This window comes from Chelatococcus caeni (assembly GCF_014196925.1).
Taxonomy (GTDB): domain Bacteria; phylum Pseudomonadota; class Alphaproteobacteria; order Rhizobiales; family Beijerinckiaceae; genus Chelatococcus_A; species Chelatococcus_A caeni.
In genome coordinates, this window is sequence record NZ_JACIEN010000004.1 from 160,998 (window position 1) to 181,633 (window position 20,636).

Sequence of the window (20,636 nt, forward strand, 5' to 3'; positions counted from 1 at the left end):
GGCCGCTATCGTGAAGAAATTCCCCATCGCAGTTTATAACTGTTTTAACTCAATCCACCGAGGTCACTCCATAGAACCGTTCCAATAAATTTCCGTTGAGCGCGCTGCGCACCATGTTTATACACGGGCCACTACTTGCAAGAGGTGGCGAAAAGCGGCATGCGGCCCGATTCCGACACACTCGTCCTCTATCTCACGCACCGCCCGGCGCTCATCAACTATGCCGCGCCGATCGTCGGCTGCCGGGCGCGGGCGGAGGATGTGGTGCAGGAGGCCTATTTGCGCTTCGTCCAGGTCGCACGGGACGAAAAGGTGTTGCAGCCCGTGGCCTATCTCTATCGCATCGTGCGCAACCTCGCCGTGGACTGGGTGCGGCGCCTCGGCGCCGAGGTGCGGGAGGACGCCGGCACCGCCGAGCCGCTCGTGGCCGACACGCCCTCGCCCGAGGACGAGGTGCTCTACCGCGACGAACTGCGCTTGCTCGCCGAAGCGCTGGCGGAACTGCCCGAGACGACGCAGCGCGCCTTCACCATGCATCGCTTCGACGGCCTGACGCTGCAGGTCATCGCCGACAGGCTCGGCATCTCCGTCGCCGGGGCCCATCGCCTCGTGCGCGACGCGCTCGCCCATTGTGCCCGCCGGCTCGGCGACGACGATTAGCGAAATCCGGCCTTCGCCTGAAAAAATCCCCTCCTCGGAACGTCTCTAAGGAGATAAGCAGGGCCGGGACGGCCGGGCGCCGCAGGAAGCGACGGGACATGGCGGGAGCGCGCGACAAGGGGGAAGATCCGGTTCTCAACGAGGCGCTCGACTGGCTCCTTGCCATCGAGAATGCCCCCGCCGATCAGGCGCTGCGCCGGGCACGCGATGCCTGGATCGCCGAGAGCGACGAGAATGCCCGCGCCTGGCGCCGGGCCGAGCGCACGTGGCAGCTCACCGGCGCGCTCGCCGGCTTGCGCGAGACGCCCCTCGACAGCGCGGTCCCGAGACCGAACCCGCGGCAAGGGATTGTCGCCGCCGCACCCGCGGGCCAGCGCCCGCAACCACGCCGCCGCGCGGTCCCGCGCTGGGCGGCCGCAGTCGCAGCCGCGATCGTCGCCGGATTCCTCCTCGTCGCCGGCCACGAGCTCCTGAGCCGGAGCGATGCGGACTACGCCACCGGTACGGCCGAGATCCGGGATGTCGCGCTGCCGGACGGCTCCCGCCTCGTCCTCGACGCCCGCAGCGCCGTCGACGTCGATTTCTCGGGGCAGGAGCGACACATCCGCCTCTTGGCCGGCGCCGCCTTCTTCGACGTGCGCCCGGATGCCGCCCGGCCCTTCGTCGTGGCGGCCGAGGATGTTCACGTGACGGCCGTCGGCACCGCCTTCTCGGTGGAGATCGGCCCACGCTGGCTGAGCGCTGCCGTCGCCGAAGGCCGCGTGCGCCTCGACCGGCCGGGTGGCGCGAGCGAGATCGCGGCTGGCGAGGAGGTTGCCGTCGACCGCGCGTCCGGCAGCGAACGGCGGCGCCAGCGCGAGCCGGGGGACGTTGCCGGCTGGCGCGAGCGGCGCCTTGTCGCCGACAACGAGACGATCGCCGATGTTGTGGCGAGGCTCGCCGATCACCACCGCGGGCTGATCCTGACGCTCGACGGCACGCTCGCCGAGCAGCGCGTCACCGGCATCTACGACCTGTCGCGGCCCGTCGAGGCGCTCGGCGCCGCCGTGCGGCCCTACGGCGGCTCCGTGCACCGGATCACGCCCTATCTCGTGCTCGTCGGCGGCCGCTGAAAGCTGCCGAAAAAAGCGTCCCTTCTGAAAAATCCTTCGCTCCCATTCGTCATGACCCACGGGGCTGGTGCGATCGCCGGCGGAATAACGGCGGCGTGGCCGCAAGCGAAGGAAGACGATCGATGGGGCGTAGGGTATCGGGTGCCGAGGTGCGGGGCGTTGCGCGGCCGCGCGGACAGGGGGCATGGCTTGCCGCGACGGCGATGGCGCTGATCATCGCCGGTCCGGCAATGGCGCAGACGGCTGCACCCGCCGGGCAGACGAGCAACGCGCGCCAGGCGGGCGCCGCACGCGCGTTCGACATACCGGCGCAGCCGCTGTCACGCGCCCTCGCCGCCTTCGGCCGCCAGGCGGGCCTGCAGGTGAGCGCCGCGGCCGATGCCGTGGCCGGCTTCAACGCGCCGGCCGTGCGCGGCACCATGAGCGCCGAGGCCGCGTTGCGCCGCCTGCTCGCCGACACCGGCGCGAGCTTCCGCATCGCCGGCGGCACGGTGACTGTGGCGCGCGGTGCCGCCAGTGGTGCGGCGCCGACCGCCGACGGCTCCATCCTGCTCGACACCATCAATATCGAAGGCAGCGCCGAGACGGCCTACGGCCCGGTCGACGGCTATGTCGCTACACGCACCGGCACGGGCGCCAAGACCGATACGCCCATCATCGAGGTGCCGCAGTCCATCTCCGTCATCACCCGCGACCGCATCGAGGCGCAGAAGGCGGAGACGCTGCCGGAAGCGCTGCGCTACACGCCCGGCGTCCTCGCCCAGCCGTGGGGCCTCGACCCGCGCTTCGACCAGTTCAAGGTGCGCGGCTTCGAGATCACTTCCGTGGGCGCCTACCGCGACGGCATGCGCATGCCGACGGTGGGCATGATGAGTTGGGCCTACGACCCTTACGGTGTCGAGCGCATCGATGTGCTGCGGGGGCCCTCCTCCGTGCTCTACGGCGCGGCATCCCCGGGCGGCATCGTCAACCTCGTCACCAAGCGCCCGCCGTCGACCCCCTTCCACGAGGTGGAAGTCTCCGGCGGCAGCTACGCGAACAAGCAGATCAACGCCGACCTCGGCGGCCCCATCGACAAGGACGGCATCTGGTCCTACCGCGTCACCGGCCTCCTGCGCGATTCCGAGACGCAGGTCGACTACACGCGCAACGACCGGCGCTTCATCGCCCCGGCGCTGACCTGGCGGCCGAGCGCCGACACCTCGCTCACCCTCTTCGGCAGCTACCAGCACGACGAGGCCTCCGCCTACGGCACCTTGCCGGCGCTCGGCACGCGCTTCGCCAATCCCAACGGCCGCATCGCGCGCAGCTTCTTCATCGGCGACCCGAACTTCGACCGCGTCGACCGCACCGCCTATTCGCTGGGCTACGCCTTCGAGCACCGCTTCAACGAAGCCTGGACGGTGCGGCAGAACCTGCGCTGGGGTCATCTCGAGGCGGACCAGAACGTGCTCTACGGCGCCGGCCTGCGCGCCGACCTGCGCACGCTCGACCGCGCCGCCTTCACCGTCGACGGCAAGCTGCGCTCCTTCACGGTCGACAACCAGGTCGAGGGCAAGTTCGAGACCGGGCCCCTGCAGCACACCCTGCTCTTCGGCCTCGATTACCTCAATCTCTCCGCGCGTTCGGTGCAGGGCTATTCCGACAGCACCTATGATCCGGGCGTGCCGCCGATCGACCTGTTCCAGCCCAGCTACGGCCAGGCGGTGGCGCTGCCCCCGATCTACCAGAACAACGAGCAGACGCTGTCGCAGCTCGGCCTCTATGCCCAGGACCAGATCAAGTTCGGCGGCTTCATCCTCACGGCCGGCCTGCGGCAGGACTGGGCCACCAGCAAGCTGAACAACTACATCGCCAATTCCTCGCGCACGCAGGACGACAACGAGCTCACCTGGCGCGTCGGCCTCGGCTACGAGTTCGACTTCGGCCTCGTGCCCTATGCCGCCTATGCCACCTCCTTCGAGCCCGTCGTCGGGACCGACCGGCTCGGCGCCGCCTACAAGCCGACGACCGGCGAGCAGTTCGAGGTCGGCCTGAAGTACCAGCCGCCCGGCATGCGCTCGATGGTCACCCTCGCACTCTTCGACCTCAAGCAGCAGAACGTGCTGACCACGGACCCGCTCAATCCCTTCTTCAGCGTCCAGACCGGCGAGATCCACACGCGCGGCCTCGAGGTGGAGGCGCTGGCGAGCCTCATGGACGGGCTCGATCTCGTCGCCAGCTATACCTATACGGACGCCGAGATCAGCAAGGACACCGACGCGGCCCTCGTCGGCAACACGCCGGCGGTCACCCCGCGTCACATGGCCTCGCTGTGGCTCGACTACACGTTGCAGGAGGGCGTGCTGAAGGGCCTCGGGCTCGGCGGCGGCGTGCGCTATGTCGGCGCTAGCTACGCCGACAACGCCAATACCTTCCAGAACCAGGCCTTCACGCTCGTCGACGCCGCCGTGCACTACGAGCGGGACAACTGGCGCTTCGCGGTCAACGCCAAGAACCTGTTCGACAAGACCTACGTCATCTGCAACGGCGGCGACCTTTCCTGCGTCTACGGCCCGGGCCGCAGCGTCATCGCCTCGCTGCGCTATCGCTGGTGAGGCGGCGGCAGGTCCTCGCGGCGCTCGCCGGCCTGGCGCTCCTGCCGGCGGCGGCGCCGATCCCCGCCCGGCGCATCGTCGCGCTCGACTGGGGGCTGGCCGAGACGCTGATCGCGATCGGCGCGCCGCCCGTCGGCGTGCCCGAGACGCGCACCTATGCCGACTGGGTCGTTTCCCCGGCGCTGCCGCCGGGGACGGCGGACGTCGGCCTCAGGGTCGAGCCCAACCTCGAGATCCTGCAGCAGCTGGCGCCCGACCTCATCCTCGCCATCGCCGAGCACGAGACGGTCCGCCCCCTGCTCGAGCGCATCGCTCCCGTGCTGTCCCTGCCCATCTACGGCCCGGAAGGCACGCCCTATACCGTCGCGCAGGCGGCCACCCGTCGCCTAGGCGCCGTCACGGGCCGGACGGCGGAGGCCGAGGCGCTCACCCTCCGCGCCGAGGAAACGATGGCGTCGGCCCGGGCGCGGCTCACGACTTCCGCTGACGCGCGGCCTGTCATCGTCGCCTCCTTCCTCGACGGGCGGCATGTGCGCATCTATGCCCGTCACGGCCTCTTCGATGCCGTGCTCGCGCGCATCGGCCTCGCCAATGCCTGGCAGGGGCCGACGAACGCCTGGGGTTTCGCCACGGTCGGCCTCGAGGCCCTCGCCGAAATGCCCGAGGCGCGGCTCGTGCTCCTGGAGCCCCTGCCGCGCGAGACGGCGCGCACCTTCCGCGACAGCCCCCTGTGGAACAACCTGCCCATGGCGCGGGACGGCCGTGTGCTGCGCCTGCCGCCCGTCCTGATGTTCGGCACCCTGCCCGCCGCCATGCGCTTCTGCACCCTCCTCACCGATGCGCTCACGGGGGAGAACGGTCATGGCTGAGCGCGCTCGTGAGCATGCGGCCGCCGAGCCGGAAAGATCGACGCCGGCCGCAGGAACCCTCTCCCCGCCTGCGGGGAGAGGGCAGGATGAAGGGCAAGGGCCTGGACCGGAGGCGACGGCGCCGCATCGGCGGATGCGTCTTCCCCCTCACCCCGACCCTCGCCCCGAAGGCAAGTCGGGTTCACCCGACTTGCGCGAGACGAATAGGAGCTCGGGCAAGCCCGAGCTCCATTGCGGGGAGAGGGACTTGTCGCGCGCGCGCCTCCACCCGGCCTGGGGCGTCGCGGCCATGGTCGCCGTCGCGGCACTCCTCAGCGTCGATGCGCTTGCGGCACGGCTGCCGCCGGAGCTGTGGCTTACCGCTTTGACCGCTCCGGACCTCGCAGACATGCGCCAGCTCGTGGCGCGGGAGAGCTTTCTGCCCCGGCTCGTCGTCAGCATCCTCGCCGGAGCGGCGCTGGGTCTCGCGGGCGCCGTGTTCCAGCAGGTGCTGCGCAATCCCCTCGCCTCCTCCACGACGCTCGGGGTCGCGGCCGGAGCTCGTCTTGCCCTCGCCGTTGCCGGGCTGTGGCTGCCGGGAGTGCTGACGGAAGGAAGCGAGATCGTCGCCTTCGGCGGCGCCGCGGCCGCGCTCCTCCTCGTCCTTTCCATCGCCTGGGGCCGGGCGCTGTCGCCGCTCGCCGTGGTCATCGCCGGCATGGCGGTGAGCCTTGCCGCCGGCACGGCGGCAGCGGCGCTCGTCCTGTTCAACGAGCATTATCTCACCGCCCTTTTCCTCTGGGGCGGCGGCTCGCTCAGCCAGCAGGGCTGGGGCACCGTGTGGTTCCTCGCCCCGCGGCTCGCCGCCGTTGCGCTGCTCGTCGCGCTGATGGTGCGCCCGCTGACGCTCGCCGGCCTCGACGACGGGCAGGCGCGCAGCCTGGGGCTCGCGCTCGGCGGCGCCCGCCTCGTCCTGCTGGGGCTGGCCGTGGCGCTCGCCGCTTCCGTCGTCAGCGCCGTCGGCGTCATCGGCTTCGTCGATCTCGCCGCCCCGACGCTCGCCGGCCTCATGGGCGCGCGGACGCTGCGGCAGCGCCTTCTCTGGGCACCGCTCACCGGTGCCGCCCTCCTGTGGCTGACCGACCAACTCCTGCAGCGCTGGGCCGGGCCCTTCGGCGAGATGGTGCCGACCGGGGCCGTGACGGCCCTCCTCGGGGCGCCGCTCCTCCTCGTCCTGCTGCGGCGTCTCGCGATGACGGCCACGCCGCCGCGCAGCGCCGCTCTGCCCGCAGCCCGCCGTAGCCGGCGGCCGTGGCGCAGCGTCGGGTTCTTCGCTCTCCTCGCGCTCGTTGTCATTGCGGCAACGCTCGTCATCGGCCGCGGGCCGGACGGGATCGCCGTCGCCGGGCCGGATAACCTGTCGGCTCTGCTGCCGTGGCGCCTGCCGCGCATTGCGGCTGCCTTCGCCGCCGGCGCCATGCTCGCGGCGGCCGGCGTGCTGATGCAGCGCCTCACCGGCAACCCGATGGCGAGCCCGGAGGTGCTCGGCATCTCGACCGGCGCGGCGCTCGGCCTCGTGCTCCTGCTCATCCTCGTGCCGGCGGCCGGCCGGTCCGAGAGCCTCGCGGCGGGCGCGGCCGGCGCCTTCCTCGCCCTTTTCGCCATCCTGTCGCTCGCCCGCGGCAGCAGTTTCTCACCCGAGCGGGTGCTGATCGCCGGCATCGCCCTCGGTGCCTTCTTCGACGCCCTCGTCGTCGCGCTGATGGCCGCGGGCGATCCACGCGCCCAGATGCTGCTCGCCTGGCTCGTTGGCTCGACCTATCGAGTGGGCGCGGGCGATGCGCTCGTCACCGCGGGCGTCGCCGTGGCGCTCATCGCCCTGTTGCCGCCGATGGCGCGCTGGCTCGACATCCTGCCCCTCGGCACGGCCACAATCCGCACGCTCGGGCTGCCGCTCGGCGCAAGCCGCCTCGCCGTTCTTCTCTTTTCGGCGGTCGCGACGGCCACCGCGACGCTCGTCGTCGGCCCTCTCAGCTTCGTCGGGCTCATGGCGCCGCATCTGGCGCGGCTCGCCGGGCTCGCGCAGGGCCTGCCGCAGGCGCTCGGCGCCGCGCTTCTCGGCGGCACGGTCATGGCCATGGCCGACTGGCTCGGCCGGCTCGTGTCACCGACGAGCGCCATCCCCGCCGGGCTGATGGCGACGCTCGTCGGCACGCCCTGCCTCATCTGGCTGCTGCGAAGGCGCTGAGCGCCGGCCGCGCGGCGCGGCCGAGGGCGCGCATCTCGCGCGCCAGCAGCACGGCAGCGGCAAAGCCGGCAAAGCCTGCGGCGACGGCCGGCGCGGCGATGAGCCCGTCGAGCCCCCAGACGCGCGGCAGCACGAGAACGAGCGGCACCAGCAGATAGCCCTGCGGCGCCAGCGTCACGAGGGCCGCGAGCCGCGCCCGCCCGCTCGCCCGCAGCAGCACGACGAGCACCATCTGCAGGCCGAAGAGGGCGAAGAATAGATGGACGGCGACGAGCGCCCGCGCCGCCACCGCGCGCACCGCCGCATCCGCCGAGAACACCGATACGACGGCATCGGCGAAGGTGATCATGACCACGGCATGGACGAGCGCGAAGACGCCGGTGACGCGCAGCATGAAGCCGAGCGCCGCGCGCACGCGCGCCGTGTCGCCGTCGCCGAGCGCATAGCCGAGCACCGCCTGGGCACCGATGCAGAAACCGGCGACGGGCAGCACCCCCGCCGCGAGCAGCCTGAGGGCGATGCCGAGGCCGGCGACGCTCGCCTCGCCATAGGGCCCGGCCGTGCGGTAGACGAGCGTGAAGGCGGCGGCCGAGACGACGCTGGCGAGCCCCGCCGGCGCGCCGACGGCGAGGACCGGGCGCAGCATCTCCCGCCAGAGCGCGCCGAGCCGGCCGCGCAACAGGCCAAGGCGCAGCCGCACCCGCCCGTAGCCGCCGGCGAAATAGACGGCCCAGACGGCCATGACGAGGAGCTGCGCCACGAGCGTCGCCGCCGCCGCGCCGGGCACGCCCCAGCCGAAGACGAAGATGAAGAGGGGATCGAGCGCGATATTGACGGCAAAGCAGCCGACGAGCGTCCACATGCTGAAGCGCGTGTTGCCCTCGGCGATGGCGATGAAGTCGGCGAGGATCTGCGTCAGCGTCAGCACCGTGCCGAGGGCGAGGATGAGCGCATAGGCCCGCGCCGCGCCGAAGGCTCCCGGCGTCGTGCCGAAGGCATGGAGGATCGGATCGAGAAACAGGAGCACGAGCCCGCCGGCGCCGAGGCCGGTCACGAGCGCCACCACCATGGCCGCGGTCGCCGCGCGGCCGGCCGCTTCCTCTCGCCCGGCGCCGAGAAGGCGCGAGACGAGCGCCGCCGTGCCGACGCCGATGCCCTCGCCGAGCGCTGCGAGCAGGATGGCGAGCGGAAAGACGAAGCTCACCGCCGCCACCGCCTCCGCCCCCAGCATGCCGAGGAAGGCGGCATTGGCGAGGTGATGCAGGGCGTTGATGGACAGCCCCGCCACGGCCGGCAGCGCCAGGCGCACGATGAGGCGCCGCAGGTCCGGCGCGCCGAGATCGAGCGGCGCGGAGAGGAAGAGGCGCATCCGCGGCCTCATCGGTTGCGTCCTGCCCGTTCTGCCGCGCCCGTCTTTCGGTCGCCCTGCCCGGGCAACGCGCCCGCATGGTGGTGAAGCGCAACGCCCCCCTCCGTCATGCCCGCGCTCGTCGCGGGCATCCACGCCTTGCAGCTCGAGGCAACGCTAGAGGCGTGGATGGCCGGGACAAGCCCGGCCATGACGGCGGAAAGCGCCGGGCCAGTGGCGGACGGTTCATCAATGGTCATCCCGCGCGCCTTCCCGGCAAACGAGCAGAGGTGAGAACGTGGTGCGGAAGCCCGCCCGCCCGTAGAGCCGCTCGAGATGCGTGCCTGCCGCGCATTGCAGGAAGACGTGGCTTGCGCCGAGCCGGGCCGCCTCGGCGATGAGGCGCCGCGTGAGCTTGAGGCCGATGCCGCCGCGCTGGCGCGTGTGCCGCGTGCCGACATTGTAGAGCCCGGCGAGCGGACCGGCGACATGCAGCGTGGCGCAGGCGACGGGATCCTGCCCGTCGAACACGACCGCGTGGCGCGTCGCGACGCCGGCCACCGGCTGCGCGGCGGCGAGCACCGGCACATAATAGCGCGCGACATGCGCATCGATCGGCCCGCCGTCGTGACAGGCGCCGAAGACGGCGAGGAAGGAGGCATCCGGCGCAGGGCCGTCGGTCAGGCGCAAGGCAAGCCCGGCGAGAGCGAGGTCGTCCCGTGCGACGGGCGCGGCTTCGGCCACCATCCAGCGCGCCGCATAGGCGCGGGCGCCGGGGAGCCAGCCGAGCGCCGCCTCCCCCTCGGCCAGGAAGGCCGGGGCGCGCCCACGCGCTCGGGCCGTCTCCTCAAGCCAGCCGATGCCGCCGGTGCCGAGGCCGACGGCGAAGTTCATGGTCACGTCCGGGATGCCGGCCGAAAAGGCGTAGCGGGCGCGGCCCGGCCCTGCGATGACCTCGGTGAGATAGCTGCCGGCGAGCATGGCAAGATGCGCCGAGACGAGCGCCTCGACATCCGGCTCGGCCGCTGTTCTTGTCGCCGCGGCGGTCACGAGGAAGCCGCCAGGCGCACGGGCCGCATGAACTGCTCCGCCGGGAGAGGTGGAGGCGGCAGCCGCTCGACGATCGCCGTCGCGATCTCGCGGGACCGCACGGCGACGACGGAGAGCAGGGTATCGCTCAGCCCGTGCGTCGTCTCCGACTGCCCCTGCATGAAGAGCCCCGCCTCGCAGGCCTCCGCCATCGGCAGGCGATAGTCCCGGTCCACCGTTGCATCGGCAAGATACGGCGCGAGCGGTGCGAGAAGCCGACGGTCGAGGCCACGGCGATAGCCGGTGGCGAGCACGACGGCGTCGTAGCGCCGCTCCTCGGCCGCCCCGCCCCTGCTGTCGGCGAGCGTCAGCGTGATGCCGTCGCGGTCGGTCGCAGCGGCCACCACTGCGCGCCCGCTCGAGAGCGCGAGCCGCGAGCCGTCGGCCACCCGCTGCTCGTAGAGCATGTCGTAGATGCGCTGGATCAGGTCGTGGTCGACCACCGCGTAGTTGGTGTTGCGGAACTCGTCGAGAAAGGCGTGGCGCGCCGCCGGCGGCTGGCCGAAGAAGGTGCCGGTGCCCTCCGGATCGAAGATCTCGTTGACGAAGGGGCTGTCGTCGGCCGGCTTCAGGGCCCGCCCGCGCACGAGAAGATCGATCGCCGCCCTGCCGAAGCGGCCGGCGAGATCGCAGAAGATCTCGGCCGCGCTCTGCCCGCCGCCGACGACGGCGATGCGGGTGGTGGGCGCGTCGGTAAGGCCCAGCCCCGCGATGCGATCGAGATAGCGCGAGGAATGCATGATGCGCGTATCGCCGGCGAATGGCGCGAAGCACTCGGGAAGCTGCGGCGCGCCGCCGGCGGCGATGACGACGTTGCGCGCCCGGCGCAGGCGCTCGGTGCCGTCGGCGGCGCGCGAGCGCACGGCGAAGGCGGTTACCGTGCCGTCGCGCTCCGCCGCCGGCTCGAGGGCGACGACCTCCTCGCCATAGCTGCAGCGCTCGGCGAAGCAGGATGCCGCCCAGCGCAGGTAGTCGTTGAACTCGACACGGCTCGGGAAGAACGTCTTGCGGTTGATGAAGGCGGTGAGACGTCCCTTCTCGTGCAGGTAGTTGACGAAGGTGAAGGGGCTCGTCGGGTCGCGCAGCGAGACGAGGTCCTTGAGAAAGGAGATCTGCATGTCGCTGTCCGGCAGCAGCATGCCGCCGTGCCAGGTGAAATGCGGCTGCTTCTCGACGAAGTGGAAGGCGAGGCCCGGCCGCTCGCGGCGGGCCGCCTCGTCGAGCGCGATGGCGAGGGCGAGGTTCGAGGGGCCGAAGCCGACGCCGATCACGTCGAAGGTCCGGTCATGCATGGTCATGGGGATCACCTGCCGCTGGTCGTGTGACGGTCATGCCTCGACGGGCTCGGGCAAGCGCATGCCCTGCCGCGCTGCCTCGGGCGCCACCGCCGGCTGCCAGAGCCGGTCGCCGAAGAAGCGCTCGCGCAGCAGCATCACGAGCAAGGCCCGTTTGTGCGGGAAGTCGAATTCCTTGATCTTGGCGAAGCCGGCCTTGTCGAGGTTGCGGATCTGTTGCTGGTGGTCGGCCCGCGGCTCGCCGACGATGCGCTCGGTGCGGCAGTCGTCGAGGAAGATGTAGTGCATCAGCGACGGCAGCCAGGCCGTGACCCACGGCCGGCCGCGGAACCCGTCCTCGCCGATCAGCACGTGCCAGCCGCGGTCGTAGTCCTGCGCGTCGTAGAAGGGGCCGAGGCGGTTCTCCTTCGCCCAGTAGACCTCGAAATAGCCGAAGGGCTCGCCGTCGAAGGAGCCGATGAGCGGCAGCATGTGCGGATCGGCGATGAGCCCGCCGAGATAGGCCCGGTGCTTGTCGAGGTCGCCCTCCTCCGCCCAGACGGCGGCGACGCGCGGGTCGTTCATCCAGCGGTTGAGGCGCGCGGCGTCGGCCTCCACCGTCGCGGCGCGCAGGGACAGAACGCCGCCGAGCCAGGGGATGAAGCGGGCATAGACCATGCCCGTCGGCTTCATCGGCCGCAGCGGATGGCGGCGCCCGCCCGTCATCACGAAATGCTGCGGATAGGGCGCGGTTGGGGACGGCAGCCACAGCTCGGGCAGTTGCCACAGGAGGGAGGCGTGGGCCGTCAGCGTGCCGCCGGGCCCGGCAAGCGCGGCCCCGCGGCCGAGGAGTGCATCGGCGACGGGCGCCCAGCTCACCGGATCGAGCCGGGCCGTGGCCTGATCCGGACGCAGGGCGAAGAAGGCTTCGAGCCCGGCGAGGGCGGCGCGCGCCAGCGCCGCGGGCTCCGCAGCACCCGGCCGCAACGTCAGGCGCCGGCCCTCGTCCCCGGGCAGGAGCGTGACGAGCACCATGCCGTCACGCTCGACGGCGAAGCCCTGGCCGGTTGCCCGCACCGCAAGCCTTTGCCCGTCCCCGGCATTGAACGAGGTGTAGACGGTCTCGCCCGGTCTCATCTCCGCGATGCCCATGGCCCTCTCCTGCCGCACATGTCGCTGAAACGACGAATGCCGAGGGCGTTTTTTTCAGCGTTCCGGCCAGCAGCCGGTGCGGAAATGGGGAAAAACGCGAAATTTTTTCCGTCTCCGTCCGTCTTGAAGGCAGCGACAACAACGGACGGATCGGGCGCATGGCGATCGACGACGAGGGCACCAATTTCGACGTCGTGGTGAACGGCGAGGGACAGTTCTCGCTCTGGCCCGCCGGCCGCGCGCTGCCGGACGGCTGGCGCACAGCAGGCTTCTCGGGCCCCCGCGCCGCATGCCTCGCCCATGTCGACACCGTCTGGCGCGACATGCGCCCGGCCCGGCTCGCCGCCTTCCTCGCCGCGGGCGGGGATGAGGCCAGGGCGACGCTCGCCTGGGGCGGGTGCCACGGCGCCGGCGCGCCGGTGCACAGCCTCATCGCCGGCCATGCCCGCGCCCGGCCGGACGCGCCCGCTGTCATCCAGAACAGCGGCGAGACGAGCTTTGCCGCCCTCGAGAGCCGGGCGAACCGGCTCGCGCGCCATCTCCTCGCCCTCGGCCTCGCCGCCGAGGACCGCGTCGGGGTCGCCCTGCCCCGTTCAGCCGAGATGATTGCCGCCTTCCTCGCCGTGCTGAAGGCCGGCGGGGCCTTCGTGCCGGTCGATCCCGACCATCCGGCCGAGCGCATCGCGCATGTGCTGAGCGATGCGGGCGTCGACATCCTGCTGACGACCCGCGACCTCGCCGCACGGCTTCCGCCCCTGCCCGGCGCGAGCATCGTCGCCTGCGACGGGCTTCCCCTGTCGGGGCTCGACGACAGCGATCCGGGCATCGCCGTCCATCCCGGCCAGCTCGCCTATCTCGTCTATACCTCCGGCTCCACCGGGCGGCCGAAAGGCGTCGCCGTGGCGCACGGGCCGCTCGCCGCCCATTGCCTCGCCACCGGCGAGCTCTACGACATGACGCCGCAGTCGCGCGAATTGCACTTCCTGTCCGTCAGCTTCGACGGCGCGCACGAGCGCTGGATGGTGCCGCTCGCCTTCGGCGGTGCCATCGTGCTGCGCGACCAAGCGTTGTGGAGCGCGGCCGAGACGCTTGGTGCCATGGCGCGCCACGGCGTCACCAATGCCGGCTTTCCGCCACGCTACCTGCACCTGGTGGCGGAATGGGCGCTTGAAACGGGCGAGGCCCCGCCGGTCCGCCTCTATTCCTTCGGCGGCGAGGGCATGTCGCCGGCGACCTTCGAACTCGTCAAGCGGGCGCTGAAGCCGCAATGGCTCATCAACGGCTACGGCCCGACGGAGGCGGTGATCTCGCCGCTCGCCTGGAAAGTGCCGGCGAGCGCGACCTTTTCGGGGGCCTATGCGCCCATCGGCCAGGGTGTCGGTCCGCGCAGCACCTATGTGCTCGACGATGATCTCATGCCAGTGGCCGACGGCGAGGCGGGCGAGCTGTTCATCGGCGGTGAAGGCCTCGCGCGCGGCTATCACGGCCGGCCGGGCGGCACGGCCGAGCGCTTCCTGCCCGATCCCTTCACCGGCGGCGGCGGACGCATGTACCGCACGGGCGACGTCGTGCGCCGGCGCGCCGACGGCGTCATTGACTATCTCGGCCGACGCGACCAGCAGGTGAAGCTGCGCGGCTTCCGCATCGAGCTCGGCGAGGTGGAGGCGCAGCTTGCCGAGCTCGACGGCGTCAGCGCCGCCGCCGCGGCTTTGCGCGAGGCGCCGGGCGGCACCATGCTCGTCGGCTATGTCGTACCGGCGGCCGGCGCGACGATCGACCCGGCGGCCCTGCGGGCGACGCTGGCCGCGCGCCTGCCCGGCTACATGGTGCCCTCGCGCATCCTCATCATCGACCGGCTGCCGTTCACGCCCAACGGCAAGCTCGACCGCGACGCCCTTCCCCAACCGCAGGCGCATGTCGTGCCGATCCGCCCGCCGCGCACGCCGCTCGAGGCGGATATCGCCGGCATCTGGCGCGAGGTGCTGGGGCTCGCCGCCGTCGGCATCGACGAGAACTTCTTCGAGCTCGGCGGCAATTCGCTCTCGGCGCTCCGGGTGCTCGCCCGCCTGTCGCGGCTCCTGCCCGGCCGGTCCGTCACCATCGCCCAGATCTTCAACCATCAGACGGTCGAGGCGCTCGCCGCCGCGCTGGCGAGCGGAACGGCCGAGGAGCATGCGGTCGTCCACATGCGGCGCACTGGCAGCCGGCCGATGCTCTACTGCTTCCCGGGCCTCCTCGTCAGCACGCGCGAATATGCCGGGCTCGTCGAGCATCTGGGGCCGGACCAGCCGGCGACCGCCTTCATCTGCTACTCGCTGACCGAGGACAAGGCGCGCACGGTGAGCGTCGAGGAACTCGCCGGCCGCTATGCCGACTATATCCGCCGCACCAGCGGCGGGGCCTGCACGCTGCTCGGCTGGTCGTGGGGCGGCATCCTCGCCTATGAGACGGCGCGGCGGCTCGCGGGCGAGGTCGACCTCACCTTCGTCGGCATGCTCGACGTCTGCGCCCTCGACGCGGAATTCGCCATCGATGCCGAGGTGAGCCTCACGGAAGACGAGAGGACTGGAATCGAGCGGCGCATCGCGGCCTGGTTGCCGCGCACGCGCATGCGCGCCGACTGGGAGGGTCTCATCGCCCGCATGGACGCGGAGGTCTACACCCGCTTCCTCGCCTATGTGCTGAACAGCCCCGAGGACCTGCCGCTCGACGGTCCGGACATCGGCAGCCGCGAGCACATCTTCTGGACGCTCATCGAGAACGCGATGATCTTCCGCAACTATCGCCTCGAGCCGAGCGACCTGCCCATCCGTGCCTGGATCGCGGAAAAGTCCATCGAGCGGGGCTTCAGGCTCGTCGACTGGCGGGATTATTCCAGCCGCGTCGAGGCTGTGACGCTGGTGCCGGACACCGACCATCTCGACATCGTCACGGCCGCGGCCTTCCACGCGAGCTTCGCCGAACAGCTCGACGCGAGCCTCCGGAGCCGGCTGCCGGCGCCCCGCCCGCTTGCCGCGGCGCGGTGAGGCCAGCTGCCGCCGGACCTACGGCGCCAGTGCCGCCTTCAGCGTGGGGCCGGTGCGGGCGCGCAGGTCGAGATCGGCCTCGATATGGTCGATGTGGCTGACGACGAGCGCGACCGCGGCCGCCGCATCGCGCCTTTCGAGCGCATCGACGATGGTGTCGTGCTCGTCGTGGCCGCAGCTCGAGGCGCCGGAGCGGCCATAGAGCGCGATGACCAGGGAGGAGCGGGCGACCAGCTCCTCCATGAAGCGCTGCAGGATGGCATTGCCGCCCATGGTCGCGAGCAGCAGGTGGAATTCGCCCGAGGCCTTGATCTCGGCGCGCCGCGCGTCCGGCCCACGCGCGTGCATGTGCCGGCGCTCGGCGGCAAGATGGGCCCGCAGGCGGGCGATGTCGTCGGCCGTCACCCGCTCGGCCGCGGCGGCGACGATGCCGGGCTCGATCAGCCGGCGGGAGGCGAAGACCTGGCGGGCCTCCTCCGGCGAGGGATTGGCGACGAAGGCGCCGCGGTTGCGCTCGATGCGGACCAGCCCCTCGAAGGCGAGCATCTGCAGCGCCGCGCGCACCACCGTGCGGCTCACGTCGAACAGCGCGCCGACCTCGCTCTCCGAGAGCTTCGTGCCGGGCGCCAGCCGGCGGTCGACGATGGCGTCGCGCAGCCGGTCATGGATCGCCTGCGTGCGGTCCTCGGCTGTCTGCTGCCCGTCGGCAGGTGTCGAATCGATGAGGTTCATGCCCGTCTCACCCGCATGGGGTCTCCCCTTCTAGCGGGAAAAGCGGCGGAGGAAAGCCGAGATTGCCGGCAATGAGCGTCGAGATTGCATACAATTTTGCCACCGGATCGGCGACGATTGCCTGGAATTTGTGCAGGCGCATGACCGTGCCCTCCCGTGCTCGCCGAGCTCGGCAGAAAACCTGAGCCCTACCAGCGCCTTGGGTCCACTCCCGGCAACTGGCACGCGGGATGCTTCATCCCCGGCAGACAGGGGAATGCCGCATGAGCAAGGCCGCCGCGATCGACATCGCCTCCGTATCCAAGGTCTACGGGACGATGACCGCCGTTCACGCCATCAGCCTCAAGATCCCGGCGGGGAGCTATTGTTGCCTGCTCGGGCCGTCCGGCTGCGGCAAGTCGACGACGCTCAGGATGATCGCCGGCCATGAGCGCATCTCCTCGGGCGATATCCGGCTCGGCAACACCGTCGTCACCGACCTGCCGCCGGCGCGGCGCGGCACGGCGATGATGTTCCAGTCCTACGCGCTCTTTCCCCATCTCGACGTCGCCGACAACGTCGCCTTCAGCCTGAAGATGAAGGGCGTGTCGAAGGAGGAGCGCCGCACGCGGGCGCTCGATATGTTGAAGCTGGTGCAGATGGACGCCTATGCCGGCCGCCGGCCGGCGCAGCTCTCCGGCGGCCAGCAGCAGCGCGTGGCGCTGGCGCGTGCGCTGATCACCGATCCGGAGGCGCTGCTGCTCGACGAGCCGCTCTCTGCGCTCGATCCCTTCCTGAAGGTCAGGGTGCGGGCCGAGCTCAAGAAGCTGCAGAACGAGCTCGGCATCACCTTCGTCCACGTCACCCACAGCCAGGAGGAGGCGATGGCGCTCGCCGACCTCATCGTGGTGATGAACGAGGGCCGCATCGAGCAGGCGGCCCATCCGCGCACGATCTTCGAGCGGCCGGCCACCGCCTTCGTTGCCCGCTTCATGGGCGACCACAACGTCATTTCCGGCCGGGTGGCCGATGTGCGCGACGGCGCCGTCACGGTCGAGGTCGCCGGTGGCGGACGCTTCGACGCGCTCGGCCGGCCGCCCGAGGGCGGGCAGGCGGACATCGCCGTGCGCACCGACCGCGTGCGCCTCGGCGAGGCGCCGGCGCCCGGGCTCGGCTTCACCGGCATCGTCACCAATGTCGAATATCGCGGCGCTTCGGTGAAGCTGACGGCGAGCGGCGCCGGCATCGAGGATTTCACGGCAATCGTCGGCGATGGCGCCTTCTTCGCCAGGCCGGTCACGGTGGGCGAGGCGGTTCCGTTCGCCTGGGGTGCCGAGGACGCGATCGTCCTCGGCCGGCTCGATTCCTGAGCCGAGCGACGATCAAGCAGCAACAATCACAAGAGGGGAAGAGGCCATGACCAGGACAACGAAGGACAAGCGCGGCATATCGGGCGGCATCTCGCGCCGCTCGCTCCTGAAGACCGGCGCAGCCGCCGCGGGCCTTGCCGCCGGCTCGGGCGCGATCACGGGCTTTCCGACCATCTGGGCACAGAACCCGATCACCCTGCGCCAGTTCGGCACCGGCGTGTCGAACCTCAACGCCATCGCCGAGAAGTGCAAGGAGGACCTCGGTATCACGCTGGAGATGACGGCGACGGATTCGGACGCCGCCGCGCAGCGCGCCGTCACCCAGCCCGATTCCTACGACATCGCCGACGTCGAATACTGGATCGCCAAGAAGGTCTTCCCGGCCGGCGTCCTGCAGCCGATGGACGTGTCGCGGCTCACCTATTTCGACAAGATCGTGCCGCTGTTCATCACCGGCAAGCTGACGCCGGACAGCGTCATCGCCCAAGGCACTGCGCCGCATACGGTCGGCTTCGTCGAGGGGCCGGATTCGACCACCTTCGCCAAGGCGCCGACCGGCTGGCTGACGATGGTGCCGACCATCTACAACGCCGACACCCTCGGCATCCGGCCCGATCTCGTCGGCCGCCCGATCACCACCTGGGCCGACATCATGGACCCGGCCTTCCGTGGCAAGGCCTCGATCCTCAACATCCCCTCCATCGGCATCATGGACGCGGCCATGATCATGGAGGCCTCGGGCGAGCTCACCTATGCCGACAAGGGCAACATGACGCGGGCGGAGATCGACAAGACCATCGATTTCCTCATCGCCGCCAAGCGCGCCGGCCAGTTCCGCGCCTTCTGGAAGTCCTTCGACGAGAGCGTCAACCTCATGGCCTCGGGCGAGGTCGTCATCCAGTCCATGTGGTCGCCCGCCGTGGCGGCCGTGCGCTCGCGCGGCATCCCCTGCGTCTACCAGCCGCTCAAGGAAGGCTATCGCGCCTGGGGCGGCGGCATCGGCCTCGCCAAGCACCTCAGCGGCGCCAAGCTCGACGCGGCCTACGAATACATCAACTGGTACCTGTCGGGCTGGGTCGGCGCCTATCTCAACCGCCAGGGCTATTATTCCGCCGCCATGGAGACCGCGAAGAAGCACATGTCCGACGACGAATGGGGCTTCTGGGTCGAAGGCAAGCCGGCCAAGGGCGACATTCTCGCGCCCGACGGCAAGGTGATGGAGAAGGCAGGCGCCGTGCGCGACGGCGGCTCCTTCGAGGAGCGCATGGGCAAGGTCGCCTGCTGGAACTCGGTGATGGACGAGGACCGCTACATGGTCCGCCGCTGGAACGAGTTCATCGCCGCCTGATCCCGCGCCTTCCCGCCCTCTCCCCTGACAGGGAGGGGGCGGCCCGCCACGCGGGCCTCCGTCAGAGCAGCGTTTCCACCGAGGAAAGGCCGCATGGCCATCGCCGTCGAACAACCTGCCGCTTCCCCGGCCCGCCCGGCCGGCGCACGCCTTGTCTCCGTGCTCGGCCGCCTCGCCGCCTACCTGCAGGCGGCGCCGCTCGCGCTCATCCTCGGCGTCTTCCTCCTCGCGCCGATCCTGATGATCGTGGCGGTCAGCTTCTGGGACTACGACTTCGCGCGGCTATATCCCGATTTCGTCCTCACCAACTATGCCGAGACGCTCGGCTCATGGGTGACGTGGCGCACCTATCTCAACACGCTGAAATATGCCGCCATCGTCTGGGCGCTGACGCTCTTCATCGGCTTCTGGGTCGCCTATTTCCTCGCCTTCCACGTCCGTACCGCGACCATGCAGATGGTGCTGTTCCTCGTCTGCACGGTGCCGTTCCTGACCTCCAACATCATCCGCATGATCTCCTGGATCCCGGTGCTGGGGCGGAACGGGCTCGTCAACGCCACGCTCATCGAGATGGGGCTCGTCTCGACGCCGGTCGAATGGCTGCTCTACTCCGACTTCGCCGTCGTGCTCGCCATGGTGCATCTCTACACGCTGTTCATGGTGACGCCGATCTTCAACACGCTGATGCGCATCGACCGCGCGCTGATCGAGGCCGCGCGCGATGCCGGGGCGAACGGCTGGCAGGTGCTGTCGAACGTCGTCCTGCCGCTCGCCAAGCCGGGGATGGCGATCGGCACCATCTTCGTGGTCACGCTGGTGATGGCCGATTTCATCACTGTGCAGGTCATGTCCGGCGGCCAGAGCGCGTCGGTCGCGCTGATGATGCGCAACCAGATGTCGCTGCTGCAATATCCGGCGGCGGCGGCCAATGCCGTCGTGCTGCTCGTCCTCGTCCTCCTGATGGTGGCGGGCATCCTGCGCGTCGTCGACATCCGCAAGGAGCTGTGACATGGCCGGCGAAAGACGCTCCGTCACCTTCTGGATCCTCGCGGTCTTCTTCGGCCTGTTCGTTCTCTTCCTCTACGGCCCCCTGTCGGCGATCCTGATCCTGTCCTTCCAGGGGCCGAGCGGCGGCCTCACCTTCCCGCTCAACGGGATCTCGCTGCACTGGTTCCGCAATCTCACCGAGCAGCAGGCGGTGGGCGACTTCGGCGGCTCCTTCCGCCGCTCCTTCACGCTCGGCCTCATGGTGATGGTGGTGACCGTCGTCATCTCGCTGCTCGCCGGCCTCGCCTTCCGGCGCCGGTTCGTCGGGGCGACGCCGCTGTTCTACCTCGCGGTCGCCAGCCTCGTGGTGCCGTCGATCATCATCTCGCTCGGCATCGGCGTGATGTTCCAGCAGGTCGGCATCCGCCCGTCCTGGTACGGCTCGGCCTTCGGTGCGCACCTCACCTGGACGCTGCCCTTCGGCGTACTCATCATGTTCGCCGTCTTCAACCGCTTCTCGCCGGCCTACGAGGAGGCGGCGCGCGATCTCGGCGCCTCGCCGTGGCAGACCTTCCGCCATGTCCTCCTGCCGATGATCGCGCCGATGCTGGTCGGCGTCGGCCTCTTCGGCTTCACGCTGTCCTATGACGAATTCGCCCGCTCGCTGATGACGGCCGGCACCTACAACACCCTGCCGCTCGAGATCTACGGCATGACGACTAACGTCACCACGCCGGTGCTCTACGCGCTCGGTACGGTGACGACGCTCTTCTCCTTCCTCGTCATCTCGCTCACGCTCGGCGTCATCGTCTGGCTCGGCCGGCGCAGGGCGCGGGGCTGAACGAAAGCCCGCGCACGGAACCTCC

General features: G+C 70.6%; 16 protein-coding genes. 10 read left to right on the top strand and 6 right to left on the bottom strand.

The annotated features are described in order from the left end of the window. The first annotated feature begins 159 nt into the window (after positions 1-159). The 5 genes from GGR16_RS16870 (at position 160) to fhuB (ending at position 7,465) form a co-directional block, all read left to right on the top strand. Entirely contained in the window at positions 160-660 is a 501-nt protein-coding gene (locus tag GGR16_RS16870) for a sigma-70 family RNA polymerase sigma factor (RefSeq protein ID WP_019404881.1), read from the top strand. A 98-nt stretch (positions 661-758) separates the two neighbouring features. Continuing rightward, positions 759-1,772, top strand: a complete 1,014-nt coding sequence (locus GGR16_RS16875) for a FecR family protein (protein ID WP_183317354.1) — start codon at positions 759-761, stop codon at positions 1,770-1,772. A 122-nt stretch (positions 1,773-1,894) separates the two neighbouring features. Further along, complete coding sequence (locus tag GGR16_RS16880; protein WP_156332929.1) at positions 1,895-4,369, top strand: TonB-dependent siderophore receptor; 2,475 nt, start codon at positions 1,895-1,897, stop codon at positions 4,367-4,369. Then, on the top strand, positions 4,366-5,238 hold the full coding sequence (locus tag GGR16_RS16885; RefSeq protein WP_019404884.1) for an ABC transporter substrate-binding protein: 873 nt from the start codon (positions 4,366-4,368) through the stop codon (positions 5,236-5,238). Before GGR16_RS16880 ends, GGR16_RS16885 begins: the two co-directional genes overlap by 4 nt. A 247-nt stretch (positions 5,239-5,485) precedes the next feature. After that, complete coding sequence (gene fhuB / locus GGR16_RS16890) at positions 5,486-7,465, top strand: Fe(3+)-hydroxamate ABC transporter permease FhuB (protein WP_019404885.1); 1,980 nt, start codon at positions 5,486-5,488, stop codon at positions 7,463-7,465. Here the strand turns inward: fhuB and GGR16_RS16895 are convergent. The 4 genes from GGR16_RS16895 to GGR16_RS16910 all read right to left on the bottom strand — a co-directional run bounded on the left by GGR16_RS16895 (position 7,440) and on the right by GGR16_RS16910 (position 12,328). Then, on the bottom strand, positions 7,440-8,846 hold the full coding sequence (locus GGR16_RS16895) for an MATE family efflux transporter (RefSeq protein ID WP_026015613.1): 1,407 nt from the start codon (positions 8,844-8,846) through the stop codon (positions 7,440-7,442). The two genes, fhuB and GGR16_RS16895, sit on opposite strands and share 26 nt — an antisense overlap. A gap of 216 nt (positions 8,847-9,062) precedes the next feature. Continuing rightward, positions 9,063-9,863 (bottom strand): GNAT family N-acetyltransferase, encoded by an 801-nt coding sequence (locus GGR16_RS16900; RefSeq protein WP_019404887.1) that lies wholly within the window; start codon positions 9,861-9,863, stop codon positions 9,063-9,065. Beyond that, entirely contained in the window at positions 9,860-11,200 is a 1,341-nt protein-coding gene (locus GGR16_RS16905) for a lysine N(6)-hydroxylase/L-ornithine N(5)-oxygenase family protein (RefSeq protein WP_053194195.1), read from the bottom strand. Before GGR16_RS16905 ends, GGR16_RS16900 begins: the two co-directional genes overlap by 4 nt. A 30-nt stretch (positions 11,201-11,230) precedes the next feature. Then, positions 11,231-12,328 carry a GNAT family N-acetyltransferase gene (locus tag GGR16_RS16910; protein ID WP_183317355.1) on the bottom strand — a complete coding sequence of 366 codons (1,098 nt, stop codon included), beginning with the start codon at positions 12,326-12,328 and terminating at the stop codon, positions 11,231-11,233. Between the two features lie 158 nt (positions 12,329-12,486). On the opposite strand from GGR16_RS16910, the gene GGR16_RS16915 reads away from it, so the two are divergent. Beyond that, complete coding sequence (locus GGR16_RS16915; RefSeq protein ID WP_183317356.1) at positions 12,487-15,354, top strand: MbtH family protein; 2,868 nt, start codon at positions 12,487-12,489, stop codon at positions 15,352-15,354. 18 nt (positions 15,355-15,372) lie between these two features. Here the strand turns inward: GGR16_RS16915 and GGR16_RS16920 are convergent, their stop codons facing one another. Together GGR16_RS16920 and GGR16_RS26435 are read right to left on the bottom strand one after the other, a co-directional pair. Further along, positions 15,373-16,086, bottom strand: a complete 714-nt coding sequence (locus GGR16_RS16920) for a GntR family transcriptional regulator (RefSeq protein WP_183317357.1) — start codon at positions 16,084-16,086, stop codon at positions 15,373-15,375. A 7-nt stretch (positions 16,087-16,093) separates the two neighbouring features. Next, positions 16,094-16,228 (bottom strand): hypothetical protein, encoded by a 135-nt coding sequence (locus tag GGR16_RS26435; RefSeq protein WP_256374274.1) that lies wholly within the window; start codon positions 16,226-16,228, stop codon positions 16,094-16,096. 121 nt (positions 16,229-16,349) lie between these two features. On the opposite strand from GGR16_RS26435, the gene GGR16_RS16925 reads away from it, so the two are divergent. The 4 genes from GGR16_RS16925 (at position 16,350) to GGR16_RS16940 (ending at position 20,611) form a co-directional block, all read left to right on the top strand. Continuing rightward, positions 16,350-17,435 (top strand): ABC transporter ATP-binding protein, encoded by a 1,086-nt coding sequence (locus GGR16_RS16925; RefSeq protein WP_183317358.1) that lies wholly within the window; start codon positions 16,350-16,352, stop codon positions 17,433-17,435. A gap of 46 nt (positions 17,436-17,481) precedes the next feature. Beyond that, positions 17,482-18,783 carry an ABC transporter substrate-binding protein gene (locus GGR16_RS16930; protein ID WP_183317359.1) on the top strand — a complete coding sequence of 434 codons (1,302 nt, stop codon included), beginning with the start codon at positions 17,482-17,484 and terminating at the stop codon, positions 18,781-18,783. Positions 18,784-18,876: 93 nt separating this feature from the next. Next, on the top strand, positions 18,877-19,791 hold the full coding sequence (locus tag GGR16_RS16935; RefSeq protein WP_183317360.1) for an ABC transporter permease: 915 nt from the start codon (positions 18,877-18,879) through the stop codon (positions 19,789-19,791). Position 19,792: 1 nt separating this feature from the next. Further along, the gene (locus GGR16_RS16940) at positions 19,793-20,611 is read left to right on the top strand and encodes an ABC transporter permease (protein ID WP_183317361.1); all 819 of its coding nucleotides are present in this window, start codon (positions 19,793-19,795) and stop codon (positions 20,609-20,611) included. Positions 20,612-20,636: the final 25 nt, after the last annotated feature.